Annotated in this window: 16 protein-coding genes; 5 read left to right on the top strand and 11 right to left on the bottom strand. The window is 40.1% G+C overall.

All coding sequences use genetic code 11. The features are described 5' to 3' along the window. Positions 1–3: 3 nt before the first annotated feature. Positions 4–786: a TSUP family transporter gene (locus tag AKG98_RS01085; RefSeq protein ID WP_067040069.1), complete on the top strand. Its 783-nt coding sequence runs from the start codon at positions 4–6 to the stop codon at positions 784–786. 84 nt (positions 787–870) lie between these two features. Here the strand turns inward: AKG98_RS01085 and AKG98_RS01080 are convergent, their stop codons facing one another. The 4 genes from AKG98_RS01080 to AKG98_RS01065 all read right to left on the bottom strand — a co-directional run bounded on the left by AKG98_RS01080 (position 871) and on the right by AKG98_RS01065 (position 5660). Then, the gene (locus AKG98_RS01080; protein ID WP_067040066.1) at positions 871–2028 is read right to left on the bottom strand and encodes a multidrug effflux MFS transporter; all 1158 of its coding nucleotides are present in this window, start codon (positions 2026–2028) and stop codon (positions 871–873) included. A 101-nt stretch (positions 2029–2129) separates the two neighbouring features. After that, the gene (locus tag AKG98_RS01075) at positions 2130–2849 is read right to left on the bottom strand and encodes an AraC family transcriptional regulator (RefSeq protein ID WP_067040064.1); all 720 of its coding nucleotides are present in this window, start codon (positions 2847–2849) and stop codon (positions 2130–2132) included. A 178-nt stretch (positions 2850–3027) separates the two neighbouring features. Then, positions 3028–4755, bottom strand: a complete 1728-nt coding sequence (locus AKG98_RS01070; protein ID WP_067040062.1) for an MOSC domain-containing protein — start codon at positions 4753–4755, stop codon at positions 3028–3030. 140 nt (positions 4756–4895) lie between these two features. Further along, positions 4896–5660, bottom strand: coding sequence for an AraC family transcriptional regulator (locus AKG98_RS01065; protein WP_067040058.1), 765 nt, complete (start codon positions 5658–5660; stop codon positions 4896–4898). A gap of 158 nt (positions 5661–5818) precedes the next feature. Between AKG98_RS01065 and AKG98_RS01060 the strand changes: the two genes are divergently transcribed. Next, on the top strand, positions 5819–6577 hold the full coding sequence (locus AKG98_RS01060) for a 4'-phosphopantetheinyl transferase superfamily protein (protein WP_067040055.1): 759 nt from the start codon (positions 5819–5821) through the stop codon (positions 6575–6577). Here AKG98_RS01060 and AKG98_RS01055 read toward each other — a convergent pair. The 4 genes from AKG98_RS01055 to pssA form a co-directional block, all read right to left on the bottom strand. Next, on the bottom strand, positions 6553–7197 hold the full coding sequence (locus AKG98_RS01055; RefSeq protein ID WP_228140173.1) for a M50 family metallopeptidase: 645 nt from the start codon (positions 7195–7197) through the stop codon (positions 6553–6555). The two genes, AKG98_RS01060 and AKG98_RS01055, sit on opposite strands and share 25 nt — an antisense overlap. Further along, positions 7197–7838 (bottom strand): peptide-methionine (S)-S-oxide reductase MsrA, encoded by a 642-nt coding sequence (gene msrA / locus AKG98_RS01050; protein ID WP_067040052.1) that lies wholly within the window; start codon positions 7836–7838, stop codon positions 7197–7199. The genes AKG98_RS01055 and msrA overlap by 1 nt, the downstream gene beginning before the upstream one ends. A 35-nt stretch (positions 7839–7873) precedes the next feature. Next, positions 7874–8206 (bottom strand): HlyU family transcriptional regulator, encoded by a 333-nt coding sequence (locus tag AKG98_RS01045; RefSeq protein ID WP_067040049.1) that lies wholly within the window; start codon positions 8204–8206, stop codon positions 7874–7876. Between the two features lie 256 nt (positions 8207–8462). Continuing rightward, entirely contained in the window at positions 8463–9812 is a 1350-nt protein-coding gene (gene pssA, locus AKG98_RS01040; RefSeq protein WP_067040046.1) for a CDP-diacylglycerol--serine O-phosphatidyltransferase, read from the bottom strand. A 315-nt stretch (positions 9813–10127) separates the two neighbouring features. On the opposite strand from pssA, the gene AKG98_RS01035 reads away from it, so the two are divergent. Continuing rightward, complete coding sequence (locus tag AKG98_RS01035) at positions 10128–10391, top strand: GrxA family glutaredoxin (RefSeq protein ID WP_045111421.1); 264 nt, start codon at positions 10128–10130, stop codon at positions 10389–10391. Positions 10392–10400: 9 nt separating this feature from the next. Then, complete coding sequence (gene pdxH / locus AKG98_RS01030; RefSeq protein WP_067040043.1) at positions 10401–11054, top strand: pyridoxamine 5'-phosphate oxidase; 654 nt, start codon at positions 10401–10403, stop codon at positions 11052–11054. A 104-nt stretch (positions 11055–11158) separates the two neighbouring features. Here pdxH and AKG98_RS01025 read toward each other — a convergent pair whose 3' ends face one another. From AKG98_RS01025 to tyrR, 3 genes are all read right to left on the bottom strand, one after another. Beyond that, the gene (locus AKG98_RS01025) at positions 11159–12562 is read right to left on the bottom strand and encodes a cobyric acid synthase (protein WP_067040041.1); all 1404 of its coding nucleotides are present in this window, start codon (positions 12560–12562) and stop codon (positions 11159–11161) included. Positions 12563–12584: 22 nt separating this feature from the next. Continuing rightward, positions 12585–13295: a DUF3108 domain-containing protein gene (locus AKG98_RS01020; RefSeq protein ID WP_228140172.1), complete on the bottom strand. Its 711-nt coding sequence runs from the start codon at positions 13293–13295 to the stop codon at positions 12585–12587. 105 nt (positions 13296–13400) lie between these two features. Further along, positions 13401–14963 (bottom strand): transcriptional regulator TyrR, encoded by a 1563-nt coding sequence (gene tyrR, locus AKG98_RS01015; protein ID WP_067040035.1) that lies wholly within the window; start codon positions 14961–14963, stop codon positions 13401–13403. 293 nt (positions 14964–15256) lie between these two features. Here tyrR and sapA point away from each other — a divergent pair, with 293 nt between their 5' ends. Beyond that, positions 15257–16870 carry an ABC transporter substrate-binding protein SapA gene (gene sapA / locus AKG98_RS01010; protein WP_067040032.1) on the top strand — a complete coding sequence of 538 codons (1614 nt, stop codon included), beginning with the start codon at positions 15257–15259 and terminating at the stop codon, positions 16868–16870. Positions 16871–16872: the final 2 nt, after the last annotated feature.

Below are 16872 nucleotides of genomic sequence, written 5' to 3'. Positions count from 1 at the left end.
AAAATGGAATTTTTTGGTTCAGATATCACGGTATGGATACTAATCGCGTTAATGGCATCGGCTTTCGCAGCAGGCTTTATTGACAGTATTGCTGGCGGAGGCGGCTTGATACTGGTGCCTTCGTTCATCTTAGCTGGGCTACCACCACAGGTCGCGTTGGGGCAGGAGAAGATAGTCAGCACACTGGGCACCATTGCAGCGATCCGTAATTTCGTCAAAAACAAAAAGGTCATTTGGACCGCGGTGGCATCCGGGATCCCCGCTGGTCTAGTTGGTGCTTACGTGGGTGCCGAAGCGATCTTATACTTTGATCCTGATACAGTCGGTAAAATAATTCTCGGTATGTTGCCCATCGGTATCGCGATATCTTTCATTCCAAAGCAAGAAAATCACCAAAGCGATCAAAAGATCAACACGAAGATCATTTATTTTGGTGTGCCATTGGCTGTATTTATCATTGGCTTTTATGATGGATTCTTTGGCCCAGGTACAGGTAGTTTCTTGATATTAGTTTTACACTACTTATTAAAGTTTGATTTAGTGTCGGCTTCTGCAACGTCGAAGTTATTCAACTTTTCGTCAAATATCGGCGCACTGATTGCGTTTATGCTGGCAGGTAAATTACTTTATATGTTGGCGATCCCTTTAGCCATGATGAATCTAATTGGTAATCACCTAGGTAGCGCATCTGCAATGAAATTTGGTCCCGGCTTTGTACGTAAAACACTATCAGTATCGCTGATGTTACTGATGGCATCATTAGGCTATAAGTTTATTTTGATGTAACGACAGAGCTGTCGAAACCAGTTCCAAGGCAACCGCTATGTGCGGCATGCCTTGTACACAAGTCTCAACAAATCCCTCTAGCACTTAGCCTTTCCGCCACTGGGTAGCAAGGCTAAGTGTGGCCATCATGACGAACACAACCGCCATAACAAGTTCCGTATTAGCGATGTGACTGACCAATAACGTTAACAAGAACATTCCTGCCATTTGCAGCGAGCCGAAGATAGCGCCTGTTTGTCCCTTGTGTTCAGGGAATAAGTACAGGGCATTGACCGCTGCGATACTGGTGATAAGACCGGCACCAAAACAATAAACAGCGACGCTAAGTATCATTAGGCTAAAGTGAGCATAAGTAATATTGGCCAATAAACCACAACTACCAATAACCATGATGATGCTAGCAGAAAGCAGCAATTGCTTTTCGCTAAAGCGCTGTTTGAGTAGGCTGTTAAACACGAGCCGTGCAAAGATCGTGCTACCTATCAATAGTAGTGAGGTTAAACCAAACGCGTGCGGGGCAATCGAATAGTTTTCTTGCGATATAAAGGCGCCCATCAGATAGAATACAATAACGCCACCGTTTGAGACAATCATCAGCAACAAATAACGCAAGAACTTACTGTTGGATGCGATCATCCAGTAGTCTTGCGCAATATTAGACAATCTCACTGCATGCACATTCTTTTGCTGATGCGTCTCACCAAGACACAACGTAATGACCAAAAATATTATTATCGCTAAGCCGAACATAAACCAAAAACTAGCTTGCCAACCAAAATGCGTTTGTAATATGCCACCGAGCGCTGGCGTTAGTCCCGGCAAGGTTAAAAATAAAATACCGAACCAAGACATGATGCCGACGAGCTGCATCTTAGAAAAAGAGTCCTGCAAAATTGTTCGACACAATAGGTACAGAGCGCCAACACCAATGCCCTGCACTAAGCGGCCTAAAATAAGTACATTAATATCCTGACTACTGGTGCAAATGAGCGAACCGAGTGCGAATACCAGACTACCTATTATCGCGATAGGACGGCGTCCGAAACGTTCCGATAAGGGGCCGCAACACAGCTGGCTTATAGCCACGAAAATAAAGAAAATGCTGACAGTCTGCTGTACCGTGCCACTTGAGACGTTTAGCGCGTTAGCCATATACGGTAGACTCGGGGCGTACATGTCAGCAGCAAAAAAATAACTGCTTGCCATTAATAGGCTAATTGCGAGTACTTTAAACAATGGCATAATAGATGTTCCTAGATTGAATATGCCTTTATTTTACTCACTTATAAACTCAACCGCTTTAGTCTAAACGCCAGTCTATTGCGCGTAGCCGCCAACTTGGCTCAGATTTTTTTATCGCGAAGGTATTTATTGAACACCGTGGAGAAAGCGGAGAGACTGTTATAACCAAGTTCTAGGGCAACCTCAGTGTGCGGTATGCCTTGGCGGTTGAGTTGCAAAGCCTTCTCCATCACAATCTGCAACCTCAGGCTGCGGAACGGTTGCTCAAAGCATTTTTGAAACATCCGATTAAGCGTTCTGGTCGAGGCGCCACAACTCTCGGTAAAATCCTCTAGCGATAATTTGATATCGGGCTTAAGGGTAAGGCTCTGAATTACTGGTAATAAGCGTCTGTCGATCTCACCGGTGGCTTTGTAGCCTTGTTCTTTGATGCTCAGCTGACTAATTTGATCTTTTAGTACCGCTAAATAATGTGCGGGGATATCGTCGACCTCGGTCAATTCAATTTCATTAATATACTCCATCAGTGATACGAATAGACCATTAACGGTGAGCCCACACATGTTGTTACTAAACATCGGTAGTTCATTAGGTGCGGAGAATAGCACACTGAAAGTCGTGCTTTTTAGCACCTCTAAACGATGTTCGACACCAGCAGGTATCCAAAGTAACTGTCCGTTAACCGCAAGGGTGCTATCACTGCGGCTAGAGATAATACAACAGCCAGAGTGTATGTAGACAAGCTGCACTTTATCGTCGTGTTGGTGAAAGCTATTCTCGGCAACTTTAACATCAGTTCTTAAGTGGTGATATAACGGCATTAACGATATAACTCTTCAATAGATGGTCATTTGATTATATGCCAGAACCCTAGATTGTTGTACAATTTACTGATGTAACACCCACACAGGAGTGATAACCTAAAAGGCTGATTATACTGACGATAATGTCTTAACACATAGGTATACACCCTGAAATAATGGCGTTTAGCAGCATTGTCTAAACATCGATGACGAGTTGTGAGCTATCTGGAACACCGCAACATAAAAGCACTTCATCTTCCCCTACTCCCTCGACGCTTAATGTGTGCCTTACTTTACCTTCTAGCACTTTCACCTTACAACGGTGGCATTGACCACTTCGACATTGATACTGTGGTTTTAAATCATGAAATTCAGCCAATTCCAAAAGTGATACATCATCTTCTAAATGCCAACTTAATTGCTTTTGCGCGTTTTTATAAGTAACCGTTGCGACATCTAACCTATTATCCGCATTATTCATTACCAGACCTGAAACGAACTCTTCAAAAAAGACCCTTTCTACGCCTTTTTCTTTTAAACCTGAATACAACGCGTGTTGCAATGGTTTAGGTCCACATAGATAGAAACTAAAAAATGCAGAAGGGATAGCGATTTTTTTACCGTTAAACTCAATGTTTTCTGTTTTTAATATAGACATAAGTTTATCAACAGACAGCAGGCCGCATGAATGATAATCATGCCCAATCGTCTCATTTTCAGTGGGCTCTGAATAAACAAAATGAATACGCGCACCTAGCTCTTCAACTTTTGCTAACACAGCATCTTTAAACGGGTGATTATCTTTATTTCTCACACACTGAATCCAATAAATCGGTGCTCGCGAGTTTCTGTTCTTCATAAGGTGTGCCTGTAACATCGCAAACATCGGTGTCACACCTATCCCGCCCGATATCAAAACAATAGGCATAATATCAGTGTTATCTAAATAAAAATCACCCGATGGTGCTTTAATCTCAACTTGCATACCTTCTTTTGCTGCATGCATCCATGAAGATCCTACACCATTATCTACTTTTTTAATTGATATGCGATATTGCATTTTGTCTGGGCAATATTCAGAAAGGCTCCATCGTCTCTCAATTATTTCATTTTCAACTTGTAAGCGTACAGCTAAATGCTGACCAGGACGAAAAACAGGAATAGCTTGTGTATCAGATGGTGACAAATAAAAAGAATAGATATCATGGGTTTCTGCAACGATATGATTAATCGTAAACGACCGCCATCCTAACCAACGATATTCTTTTAACTGTGATAGCTCTTCAATAGTATGTATTTTTTTGTTAATCCACGTAAGTCCCCAGGGGCTAAGGTCTGGCAGATTTTTTACCTCAAGCATTTGTGCCATGCTCGTATCTGTACTTTGCAACATACGAGATACGCCAGCGACGGTAGGATGCAGTGGATGACTCTTTATGACAGTGAATGTATCGTTGGGCTTTATTGTTCCCGGTTCAATAACATTCATGTAAAAACCAATTCGTCCTGAATCAATAATATCGGATAATACGCTGATCGCTTGCCCCAAACGCCAAGACAGCTTAAAGCACGGAATTCTAGGAAACGTCACCTGTAACACAGCTTCATTTCCAATACGTACGATGTCACCAATCCGTAACGTTTCCTCACAGGCATGGTTTAAGGTAATATTTTCTCCCCAATGCGCATGCTTCCATGACGAACGCTCAATATTAAATTCTTCACACCAATAGTCGTAATGATTTTCTGAATATACAAAGACATCTTCGATATGGTCTGCAGGCTTATTTCCAACGGGGCCCGTTTGATCAAAATAAACGGGATGATAGAGGGGCTCTCTAACAATTGATGTTTTTAAATCTTTTCCATTAATGTTCTCAAGTTTAGGCTTTGAGACACTTAAAGCGACGACATAATTTTTCATTAGCATTTCTTCACTATCAACTTAATTGAATCAAATATGCTAACAGGATAATAATTATCGACTATCAAACTGGGGACATTGAGTAACGATAATCAGACAATTTAATATCTCTTTATAAGTAGAACGATAAACCCTAACCGCTATTCAAAGTACTTTCTATATTGACTTGGAGTGGTATGCATTGCCTGCTTAAAAAAGTATATAAAAGCACTAGTAGTTGAAAAATCTAACGTTAACGCACAACCTGTCACAGATTCGCCTTCTGACAACAGCTCAATGGCTTTTAATAACAGCCACCTTTTTCTCCATTCTTGATAGTGCATACCCGTTTCTTTAAAGAAAATACGGCTGATGGTTTTTTCACTTGCACCAATTTTCTTTGCCATAACGCCGAGTTTCTGGGGGGAATATTCTTCTAAAGAATTTAACCAAGCCAACAAACGACTATCCGTTGGTAATGGCAGTGATAAGTCAGTAAGTGGCGCTTGATAACTTTCATAACACAGTAACTCAATCAATGAGGGATGGAATTGGCGATTACTAGAGGCGTAAGATACTCGCTGTATTAATGCATTTAACAAAGAGTTTAATCTTAATACACGCAGATCATTGGGGACTGTATAACCAATGCTTGATTTAAAGAATAATGTAACCAAACTCTCTCCACCGCGACGCTCAATACTATGTTCTATTTTTGGCGGTAGCCAAATTGCACAATTTGGTGGAATCACCAGTTTCTGAGATTGAAGATTTACCGTGATACAACCTGAAGGAGACAGTATTAACTGGCTTTCTTGATGGGAATGCATGCCCCAGTCAAATTGGTGATCATTAGAAACAAAGCCATAAACATCATCAAATTCTTCATCACAAATATAATCATGACTACCTTTAACTATAGACATATGTAACCTATCTTTATCACTTCAATCATGACGCTGGAAAATATAATCGAAAAACGATACACCCAAACCACCTCAAATAGAGTCTTAACGACAACGACTACGCGGTATCTTACTTATGTTATACTTCCATCAATAGTGATATAACGGTTTCATCTCTAATGCCACACACTGAATCATTTTTTAGCCAACAATTAACGTTTACCTCTCATGCCGACTTACCTGCCAATATCGATTCAACAATTGAGGCTTACCTATTTAACAGTAACACCATCAGTAGCGAACAGATAACATCATTTGCTGAGCATTATTTGCATCCTCGTGAATATGAAGTATTTACGAAGCGTAAACAGCAACAAGCCCAACAAGAATACCTTGCGACTCGCATTATCATTAAGGCTTATGCTAGCCAATGCTTAGGTTATGATTTTGCTGAGCTTTATGTGTTATTCGATACTGAAAAACATGACTTAAAGATATACCATAATGAGGACATAATTCCGTTAAAATGTTGTATTTCTCATTCTCACGGACAAGTTCTTATTGCCCTAGTACCGACAACACTGCAAATTAAACTGGGAGTCGATTTAGAATGGATTTCAACCAAACGTTCTCTCGAAAGAATCGCAAACCACTATTATCATGCCGAAGAATTGGCGGCTTGTACTGCACAATCCTTAATATTAAAAGCGCAGGCTTTTTATCGTATTTGGACATTAAAAGAAGCATTAGCAAAAGCAATTAAGCAACCAATAGCAGCACTACTCCGCGACAATGTATTTAACCACTGCGAACAACTACATGTGCGTTCAGGCTGTTATGAAGAGTTTGATTTAAGTATTATCAGTGACCTTGTCTTCACTGATAATATCAAAATACTAACGGGTGTGTTAGATCAGGATTTTCGTAGCGTTAAATAAATAAAATATAAGCTGGCAAGAAACCACAATCCCCCCCACATAAAGGTCGCGCCACCCATTTCGTTCGCTAACATACGAGCATCAGATAATGATCCGCTGTGAATGATGGTGTCTTGCCAAATATCTAAAGGCACATAGATCATGCTAGCACTGGCAAACACCAATAAGACTGTTTGCTTAATGCCTGTATTCGCATACTTAAGTAATGCCATGATCATCACTGCAATCACAGCAGCAAAACCTATGGTATATAAGGTGCCACCAAAGAACACGGCAACCAACAACATAGTGAGCGCTAACAAGGCTAAACTAATATCAGTTGTTTGACGGCGACTACTGGCAGCATAAAACAGCAAACCAAACAGTAACGATCCCAAATAGCCCGCACTCAGAATAATAAACCGCGATCCACCCGCAGAGCGAACATGCCCACTCTGATAGGCAGATACGACAAACTCCACGACTTTACCGCCGGTTAACCAAGTCGCAAGCGCATGGCTTAGCTCATGTAAAAAAACAACCAGTATCTTAAGTGGAGCAATTAACGCGCTTTGCCACATAAAAGCGAGAATGGTAAACACGAGTATAAATAAGATTCGTCTATTTCTCGCTTTCATCATTAATTACCAGGGTAGCAGATACCACTGCCGCCTAGAGCGCAATAGCCTTGTGGGTTTTTAGCAAGGTATTGCTGGTGATCTTGCTCTGCATAATAAAATGGCGCAGCCAGATCGACCTCAGTAGTGATTGAGTCAGCACTTCCCGCGTCTGTAAGCGCTTGTTGATAATGGCCAACAGACGCTTTAGCCTGAGCTAATTGTTGCTGTGAAGTACAGTAAATCGCAGAACGATATTGCGTACCTTGGTCAGCACCTTGACGCATACCTTGCGTTGGCTGATGATTTTCCCAAAACAAGATCAAAAGTTCCGCGTAACTAATTACTGCAGGATCAAATACAACTAGCACCGATTCCGTGTGCCCGGTTTGACCTGAGCAAACTTGCTGATAACGCGGATGCACAGTGTAGCCACCTTGGTAACCAACAGCTGTCGTCACAACACCCGATACAGTCCAGAATAATCGCTCAGCGCCCCAAAAACAGCCCATCGCAAAATAGCAGACTTGATGTTGATCTATAAAAGGCGGAACCATACTCGTTGCCGATACATAATGTAACGCATCAACGGTTACCGCAGTCGGATTATCAGGCAGTGCATCTGATTCACTAACCATGGTTAATTTATTTTTTGCAAAAAACATAGTGAACTCCAGCGTTAATTAGGCGAATAAGTAAATTACTTAAACATGTTATCGCCTACTTGATCGATAAATAGCTTACATTTTTGTAACGTGATTTGTTCAGCTTGCTGCTTGCTCATGCAAAGATCAGAACGAATAAATGAATGTCTTAAATTTTCCACTTCGTTTTCTTTTTCATCCGTATCTCGCTCTGCCATGTCTTTTCCAATCGGCTTTTCAATTAAACCCGCAACACGATATTGCCCCCCCTCTTCCTTCGGAATAACAAAGATAAGATAGCCATTGTAATGTACAGGTTCAACACTCGGCGTATTGTCGACAGGTTTAGCATCTGAATCAGAAAAAAATCGTTTTAAAAATCCGAACATGAAAATAACAGCCAATTTAGTTGTTTAATAGTTAATCAGAGTATAATCAGCAAGCTAGAACAGAGCAATAGCATTTACGTAGAATGAAACTAATTTACTTCATCCGTTGGCGGTAAATATAACGAGACATAATGGTGAAAGTGACGCGAGTACCAAAATATTAGTAACTAAAAATAGTCAAAAATAAAAAAGCTTGTTACCGAGACAGTAACAAGCTTTTGCTATCCTATTAATTTAGCTTTTTAGAACGGCTAAATTATAGAATACGTTTGAGTAACATATCCAAGCGTGTTGTTTTAATACGACGCATAAATTTTTGTACTGGTGCAGGGTAGTCCGCCAAACTGTCTAAATCAGAAAGGTGCTTAATACGACGCGTATTTTTCAACACATGTTCTTGCTCAGCTTGTAGAGTATCTTTTAATAACTGTTTAGGATCATGAATTAAAATACCATTCTCTAAATCTAAGCCCCACGCACGTGGATTCAAGTTATTACCTGTTAATAAGTGGTACTTATAATCACAGCACAGACCTTTAAGGTGGAAACTGTTACCTTCATCTTTCCATAATCTAACATTAAGCAGACCCTGATCGATAAATGACTGACAACTTTTCACAAACTTATACAGGTAACTTTCGTAAATATAAGGCAATGCAGAAATAACTTTAAACGGTTCTGACGGTGGAATATAGAAATCGTTAGCCGTTTTGTCACCAATAACCAAGGTTACTTTCACATTACGTTTTAGCAGACGTTTAATGTCTTTTGATATGGATAATGGCAAGTTAAAATACGGTGTAAAAATAGTGATTTCGCTTTCTACCGCACGTAATAAATTGGTGATCGTTTGGTTTAGTTTATTACCGTGACGACCAAAACCAGAAATAGGAGTGATACCCACTTCAGTACTTTCTGGCGTAGTATTAATGTAATGATACTGCGCACTGCGTAACGTTTGTTTGAACTGACGAATATCTTGTTTCAAGGTTTTGCTTGACGGAATAATATCATCATCAAGTCGTGTCACCGCATTTTGACTTACAAAATAGTCTTCTAAATAAGAGACCATCGAGTCAGCTAGCGCAGGATTATAAAGCACATGATAGCGATCGCAGCGGTATTTATCCGCTTGATGTAAGTAGATATCATTAATACTCGCACCACTGTAAAGCACGGTTTCATCAAAGATAAAGCCTTTTAGATGCAATACACCTAATACTTCTTTACCTTTCACTGGCACGCCTAAGATCGTTACTTTGTCACCGAGTCTTTTACGCATATCTTTATAGAGGTCGGCATTACCACCATGATCTTTTTGGCCAATAAGACCGCGTTGTGCTCGATGAAAATCAACAAACACTTTAATCACTAATCTAGGATTATTTACACGAGCTTGATAAAGCGCATCAAGAATTTCTCTGCCTGCTTCATCGTCTTGGATATAAAGAGCCGAAATATAAATGCGTTTCGAAGATGAAGCAATTAAGTCTAATATTTTTGCTTTAAAATCACGCGCTGAAAATAAAACATCAATATGCCCTGCCGACATTGGCAGTTGCTTTAAGTTGGTAATCGTAGACTGATAAAACTCTAATGATTTCATATGTCGTTTCAAGCTGATTTATAAAAGTTAATCGATAATTATCACTGATTCCCACTGTGATTGCTATGTATCTCTGCAATTATTAGAACTCGGTGCTAAAAATTTACATTTATTAACAGAAGTTATACGTATCATGTTAAATTCATCATCAATAGTTATTACCTATCAATTATTATTCAATAAACAATTTCATTTTATTTCAGAAAAACATACTATGTACACATTAGAGTGAACTCACTCACTAGCAACTGGTACTTGATCATAGAGTACACATAGCATGCTAACCAATTTTTTTTACGTGGAGTATCTTATATTATGTTTACAGTTATTTTTGGTCGCCCTGGTTGCCCTTTCTGCGTACGTGCAAAACAAATTGCAGAAACATTAAAAGCTGAGCATGAAGATTTTGATTTCAACTACATCGATATGCTTGCTGAAGGCATCAGTAAAGCTGACCTAGAAAAATCAGCCGGTGTACCAGTAAATACGGTTCCACAAATCTTCATTGATGAAAAACACCTTGGTGGTTGTACTGAGTTTGAACAGTACGCTAAAGAAAACTTGGGTCTATATGCATAAGGCTTAACAATGTCTTTATTAAATAAGATTCGTTGTGCATTTACCTTAGGGCAAGGCGTATTAGTCGACTTGCCCGACCTTGATCCGAGTGTTGATCCATTTGATCAGTTCCAGAACTGGTTCAAAGCGGCGCAAGACTGCGGCATTGTCTTACCTGAATCCATGACAGTGTCTACTGTTGATGCGAATGGTTACCCTTCTTGTCGTGTTGTACTACTCAAAGAATTGAGCAAAGAAGGCTTTGTTTTCTTTACCAATTACGACAGTCGAAAAGGCAAGGAACTCGCTCAAAACCCACATATCGCGTTAACATTCCATTGGAATATTTTACAGCGTCAAGTGCGAATTCAAGGTGTGGTCGAAAAGATCTCAGCTGAAGATTCTAATACCTACTTCCAGTCTCGTGGACGTGGTAGCCGAATCGGCGCATGGGCATCAGAGCAAAGTGCAGTAATCACTTCACGCAAAATCCTTGAACAACAAGTTAAACAGTTCACCGATAAATTTGCAGATAAAGAAGTGCCACTACCTGAGTTTTGGGGTGGCTACGTGGTAAAACCGACAAGTATAGAGTTTTGGCAAGGTAAAGCCGATCGCTTGCATGATCGTTTTAGTTATGTGAAAAATGGAAATGACTGGCGTGTTGATCGCCTAGCGCCTTAATAAGGTCCGCCCTTAATAAGATTAATTATTGATAAACTCTTATTACTAGCACAGCTATATTTGAGCAGGTAACTCCGTTTACCTGCTTTATTTTTATCTACACTTTATAACCAGTTCAATTTTTCAAACATATCACCAACACGGTTTAGTTCCGCATCTAAGCTTACGGCATGATCGTCCGCTTCACCTACCCAGCCTAAATTCGCTAAAAACTGATTGATAAAACCTTTATTATCAAACAATCCATGTAAATAGCAGCCATAAACATTCCCTTTCTGCCAGCCTAAATCGGTTTCGATAAAGCTTTTACAACGCGTCGTTTGACTCGCATCGCTAATCGTTGTTTTACCGTGGTGAATTTCATAACCCGATAATTTAAAACCTTGCCAGTCAATATCACGCTGCCGGGTGGTTTTAGTCTGGGCGTGTGATGTGATAATAGGGAGCAGTCCTAAACCTTGTTCATCACCGCCTTCAATGTGGTGCGGATCCAAGATCTGTTCACCAAGTAATTGCATGCCCCCACAAATACCGATAATAGGCTGCCCACGCTGCGCCGCTTTGTAAATCTCATTGGCTAAGCCGGATTCGCGTAAATGTAATAAGCTCGCCGCTGTATTTTTACTACCGGGTAAGATAACGGCATCAAAGTCAGCCAATGATTGACCGTCTCGTAGTGGGACTACGCTGACATTATCTTGGTGGATCAAGTTATCAAACTCGTCCATGTTCGCCGCATAGGGGTAAGTAATCAACGCGATATTGATATGTCCACTTTGATAAGTTGCACGGTGATGTAAGGTATCTTCTTCAGGTAAACGATGCGGAAAATAGTGAATATTAGCAACCGTCGGTACACCGGTTTTCTCTTCCAACCAAGTCATGGCATTACCCAATAATAACGGATCACCACGAAATTTATTTAATACAAAACCTTTAATCAGTTTTTGCTCTTCTTCTGCAAGGCACATAAAAGTACCGAGTAGATGCGCAAATGCACCGCCTTTATCAATATCAGCAACTAAATAAACATCGGCATTACAAGCCAGCGCAACACTCATGTTCACAATATCACTGGCACGTAAGTTAATTTCGGCCGGACTGCCCGCGCCTTCAATAATGATTTGCTGGTAGTCTTGTTGTAAATCGTTAAGTGCTTTTTCAACATGTTCAAAAAGGTGAGACTTACGTTCCATCCACGGAATGTTACTTAATTCTGGCGCTGGTTTACCGTTTAAAATAAGCTGGCTTTGGGTGTCCGCACTGGGTTTTAGTAATACAGGGTTCATGCGTACATCGGGAAGGACTTTGGCAGCAATGGCTTGTAGATACTGCGCGCGGCCGATCTCTTCTCCTTGTGCTGTGACAGCGGCGTTATTACTCATATTTTGCGCTTTAAATGGCGCGACATTAATACCACGATTGGCAAACATACGGCATAAGCCCGCGACAACGAAACTTTTACCGGCGTCGCTCGTGCACCCCATGATCATGATTGGCTTTGTCATTTTATCTTCTAATTATGGTAGGTTACTGAAAAGTAAGATCTGTGAGTTTTAAGTACGATTTGCGTACGCCATGTTTATATACTTCAACTTGCCCAAGCTGGTAATCTAGTTTGGGAATAAACCAATAATAAGTCGCGCGGTTTTTCTTCTTTTTAACTTCTTTGACTTTAACCGCTGTCATGTCGCCAAATATAGTGTTGATCGTTTCTTTCTGTACAACTTCAAATTGAATGGTTTCTAGTTTTTTTTCAAATACCCATTCGTAGCTGAATGCTGTTTTACCTAACTTAAGATCATTTTGAACAACAATAGTCATGGCACCAACATCCATCACACCCGGCTTTGATTTAATTTCTACATGGCCATCTTCAAAATCCATTAAAATGTCACCATTATCTTCAAAGGAAGCTGATGATATGTTTCCAAAGCCCATTACCGATGTTTCATGCTCGTAACGGTCAGTGGTTAAGATGTTGTCTTTAAAGCTAAACCATGAATTATTTTTATAGCCGCCGGTACCAAATAATACACTCGCTTGTGTCGTGAGCTTATAGCTATCACCACTTAAACGACGTAATGTACGCTCACCACTACCAAATTTTACGTCTTTGTAATACACCGCATACTTAGCTTGAAAAGGATAGACTTCAGCTTGGGCTGCAGATACGGTCATAGAGAAAGTCCCTATACTCAAAGCAATCGAGTAAAAAAATTTAGCAAATGTATCCATCATATGGACTCCCTTCACAGTAGCTCGCATACGAGGGATGCAAGCCGTCACTGTTTTGGCCTATAAGCCTTAATAATTTTAGCTTATAACGACATTTGCGGCGTAATACTATTTTTTAGTAATTTTATAATCTCGTAGTTTATTGGCAATGGCAGTATGAGATACGCCCAAGCGCTTTGCCAATTGACGTGTGCTTGGGTAAGACGGATATAGGCGCTGCAGTAACAGCTTTTCAAAACGTTTACACGCTTCATCTAATGAGCCATCAAACAAGTCTTCATCATAACTTTCATTTTTCGCTTTCGGTAAATTTAAATCACATGGGTTTAGCGTATCCCCCTCTAACAAGGTCAATGCGTGATATAACACGTTACGTAATTCACGCACATTACCCGGCCAAGGGTAAGATTGTAATAGATCTAATACATTGCGGCTTAACAGCGGTTTAGTACGCTGTAGTTCATGACTGAACACGGAACAGAAAGAGTGACATAGCGGGATAATATCTTCTTTACGTTCACGCAGTGCAGGCACCGTCATCGATAATACATTTAAACGATAATATAAATCTTGGCGGAATTTACCTTCACTGATTAATTTAGCCAGATCGTTTTGTGTGGTGCAAAAAATACGCACATCAACACATACCTCTTGCTCGTCACCAACCCGTCGGAAACAACCTGTTTCTAACAAGCGTAAAAACTTAGTTTGCAAGTAAGGTGACATATCACCAATTTCATCAAGCAATACCGAACCTTCATTCGCAAGTTCAAAAATACCACGTTTGGTTTCACCATCATGAGTGACCACACCAAACAATTCAGACTCTGCAACCGCATCAGGCACCGCTGCACAGTTTAATGCTAAAAATTGATTTTGTGAGCGCCCACTTGCTTGGTGACAGGCTTTAGCAATAAGTTCTTTACCCGCCCCTGTCTCACCTAAAATCATTAACGGCGCATCAAGCATGGCTAACTTTTTCGCCGTATTAATTAGCGTATGCATTTTATCGCTTTTGGCGAGAATTTCATCAAATGCAGCAAACTGGAAAGTACGTAAGAAATTAAACTGCTTGCCAATGCGATCTACCGATTTAAGAATAATCACCGCACCAACGAGCTCGTCTGGTGTTACCATTGCTTTTGAACGTGCTACTTGATTAATATCACTGCTAATATTCAAGGGTAATATATCGCCAAGGAAGTCTTCATCCAATAACGTTAGCTTTTGCGTTTGCGCACAAACTTCATCTGATTCCAACCATTTTAAGATAGAGAAACCCTTCACAAAATGGCTAATACAATGACCTTTCACCTGCGACTCAGATAGCCCAAGCGCAGTCAATGCGGGTGTGTTAACCAAAGAAACGGAGCCTTTAACATCAACTGAAAATACGATATCAGGTAAGTTAGTCATCAAAGTCTGAATTTCTTGATGCTCGAGTTCAGAAGGTAAATAACCGACTGTTTTCACATCGCATACACCACTGATACGACGCAGACTCGTCATTAATGCCTGTAAATCAGAAAATTCTAAATTAGGTGATTTAATAAATATCCGGTCGGGTTGCTGGATCTCAATTGCGGATAAATTAATATCTCGAGCTAAAAAACAATCAAGGATCTCACGACTAATACCGACTCTATCTTCACAAACTAATTCCAAACGCATTACTGTAACCACCATAAAGTTCTATGCGCATATAATAGCATGTAAACAAGAGGCCTATCGTCAATAAAAATAGAGCCACTAAGATTAATATAGTCCGAATACCTGATTTGAATAGATCGCTTAATAATACTGCTAAATATTACTCGTTCACGGCAAAAACTAGCTGATATAATTAAAATTTTTACATCATATTGCAATAAACTTAACTATTATGATGTAAAAGACACAGATTAACTTGGTTGAACATTACCTTAGTGATAAATTAGCGAGGTAAGTAATCGTGATAAAACAATATGCATATTCCAAATTTGATTAAATATATACTGCCATTGACCGTTATGTTCTCCTTAACGGCATGTGATAAGCAAACCAAAATTAAACAGGACGGTCTCTCTTATTGCACCGAGGGAAGTCCGTCCTCATTTAACCCTCAAACGGCTACATCAAATGTAACGCTTGATGCGACGACTAGCCAGCTTTACAACCGCTTGCTATTTATTGATCCAAATACGCAGCAATTTAAAGCGGGATTGGCCATTGATTGGGAAATATCTGAAGACCGCCTCTCTTATCGTTTTTTCTTGCGGAAAAATGTCCGTTTTCATCAAACCGATTACTTTACACCAACACGACCATTTGATGCTGATGATGTCATCTTTAGTTTCTCGCGTATTTTAGATAAAACGAATCCTTATCATGACGTTTCTCCGACGGGCTACCCTTTCTTTGAAGGTATTGAATTAGACCAACAAGTCCAAGCCCTCGTAAAGATTGATGATTACACGATTGAATTTAAACTCGTGCGACCTGACTCTTCGTTTATTGCTAATTTAGCCAGTGATTTTAGTGTGATTTTATCCGCTGAATATGCCGATACTTTGATTGCGTTAAACAAAAAGGCCGATATAGACAATCTACCTATTGGTACAGGCCCATTTAAATTTAAAGAATACCGCACTGATAATTTTATTCGCTATCAAAGACATGATGATTATTGGGGGGACAATGCCAAAATAAAACAATTGATCTTTGATATCACCCCAAATGCATCATCTCGATTAGCGAAATTACTGACTCAAGAATGCGATATCATGGCTTATCCAGCGGCCAGCCAGGTTGAAATGATCAGTGAGCATGACCGAGTCAGTATATCAGTAGAAACAGGCTTAAACGTCGCTTATTGGGCATTCAATACCGAAAAAGCACCATTTGACAATCCCAAGATTCGCCGTGCATTAGCGCACACAATCAACCAAGAAACCCTATTACAAGCGGTGTATTACAATACCGGGGTCAATGCTAAATCTATTTTGCCACCAGTGTCTTGGGCCTATAACCCTTACCTTAAAAGCTATAAATATAACCTTGCATATGCACGTCAGCTATTGACCGAAGCCGGCTATCCAAATGGTTTTAGCATGGATATTATGGCGCTGAAATCATCACAAGTTTATAATCCAGATGCCGTTAAAATGGCGGAACTTATTCAATCTGAACTAGCACAAATCGGTATTGAGGTAAGAATTATTAAATATGAGTGGCAGCTCATGGAAAAGAAATTACAACAGAGTGAATATGATAGTTACCTACTAGGTTGGGTTGCTGATAATAATGACCCAGATAATTTCTTCCGCTTTCAATTGAGTTGTAATGCTATTAACACGGGATCGAATTATACCCGTTGGTGTAACTCAGAATTCGATGATTTAATTAATCAAGCGGTCACTGAAACAGAATACATTGAACGCGTAACACTCTATTATCGCGCTCAAGAGATTATTCAACAAGAACTACCACTCATTCCACTGGCACATTCGTTACGTTTACATGCCTATACAAGTGGACTAAAAGGCGTTGAAACAACCGCTTTCGGTGGCATCAATTTCATTAATACAGTACGGCAGTAACT

It is taken from the genome of Moritella sp. JT01, from assembly GCF_001574435.1.
Classification (GTDB): Bacteria; Pseudomonadota; Gammaproteobacteria; order Enterobacterales; family Moritellaceae; genus Moritella.
Note: the sequence above shows the minus strand (reverse complement) of the source record. Positions and strands in the feature narration are given on the sequence as shown.

What these genes read in the sequence shown, in the direction of transcription:
- AKG98_RS01080 (WP_067040066.1), bottom strand. Translation starts at nt 2,028, where the DNA reads ATGCCATTGTTTAAAGTACTCGCAATTAGCCTATTAATGGCAAGCAGT.
- pssA (WP_067040046.1), bottom strand. Translation starts at nt 9,812, where the DNA reads ATGAAATCATTAGAGTTTTATCAGTCTACGATTACCAACTTAAAGCAA.
- AKG98_RS01075 (WP_067040064.1), bottom strand. Translation starts at nt 2,849, where the DNA reads ATGCCGTTATATCACCACTTAAGAACTGATGTTAAAGTTGCCGAGAAT.
- AKG98_RS01035 (WP_045111421.1), top strand. Translation starts at nt 10,128, where the DNA reads ATGTTTACAGTTATTTTTGGTCGCCCTGGTTGCCCTTTCTGCGTACGT.
- msrA (WP_067040052.1), bottom strand. Translation starts at nt 7,838, where the DNA reads ATGTTTTTTGCAAAAAATAAATTAACCATGGTTAGTGAATCAGATGCA.
- AKG98_RS01070 (WP_067040062.1), bottom strand. Translation starts at nt 4,755, where the DNA reads ATGAAAAATTATGTCGTCGCTTTAAGTGTCTCAAAGCCTAAACTTGAG.
- AKG98_RS01055 (WP_228140173.1), bottom strand. Translation starts at nt 7,197, where the DNA reads ATGATGAAAGCGAGAAATAGACGAATCTTATTTATACTCGTGTTTACC.
- sapA (WP_067040032.1), top strand. Translation starts at nt 15,257, where the DNA reads ATGCATATTCCAAATTTGATTAAATATATACTGCCATTGACCGTTATG.
- AKG98_RS01085 (WP_067040069.1), top strand. Translation starts at nt 4, where the DNA reads ATGGAATTTTTTGGTTCAGATATCACGGTATGGATACTAATCGCGTTA.
- AKG98_RS01065 (WP_067040058.1), bottom strand. Translation starts at nt 5,660, where the DNA reads ATGTCTATAGTTAAAGGTAGTCATGATTATATTTGTGATGAAGAATTT.
- AKG98_RS01020 (WP_228140172.1), bottom strand. Translation starts at nt 13,295, where the DNA reads ATGATGGATACATTTGCTAAATTTTTTTACTCGATTGCTTTGAGTATA.
- AKG98_RS01060 (WP_067040055.1), top strand. Translation starts at nt 5,819, where the DNA reads ATGCCACACACTGAATCATTTTTTAGCCAACAATTAACGTTTACCTCT.
- AKG98_RS01025 (WP_067040041.1), bottom strand. Translation starts at nt 12,562, where the DNA reads ATGACAAAGCCAATCATGATCATGGGGTGCACGAGCGACGCCGGTAAA.
- AKG98_RS01045 (WP_067040049.1), bottom strand. Translation starts at nt 8,206, where the DNA reads ATGTTCGGATTTTTAAAACGATTTTTTTCTGATTCAGATGCTAAACCT.
- pdxH (WP_067040043.1), top strand. Translation starts at nt 10,401, where the DNA reads ATGTCTTTATTAAATAAGATTCGTTGTGCATTTACCTTAGGGCAAGGC.
- tyrR (WP_067040035.1), bottom strand. Translation starts at nt 14,963, where the DNA reads ATGCGTTTGGAATTAGTTTGTGAAGATAGAGTCGGTATTAGTCGTGAG.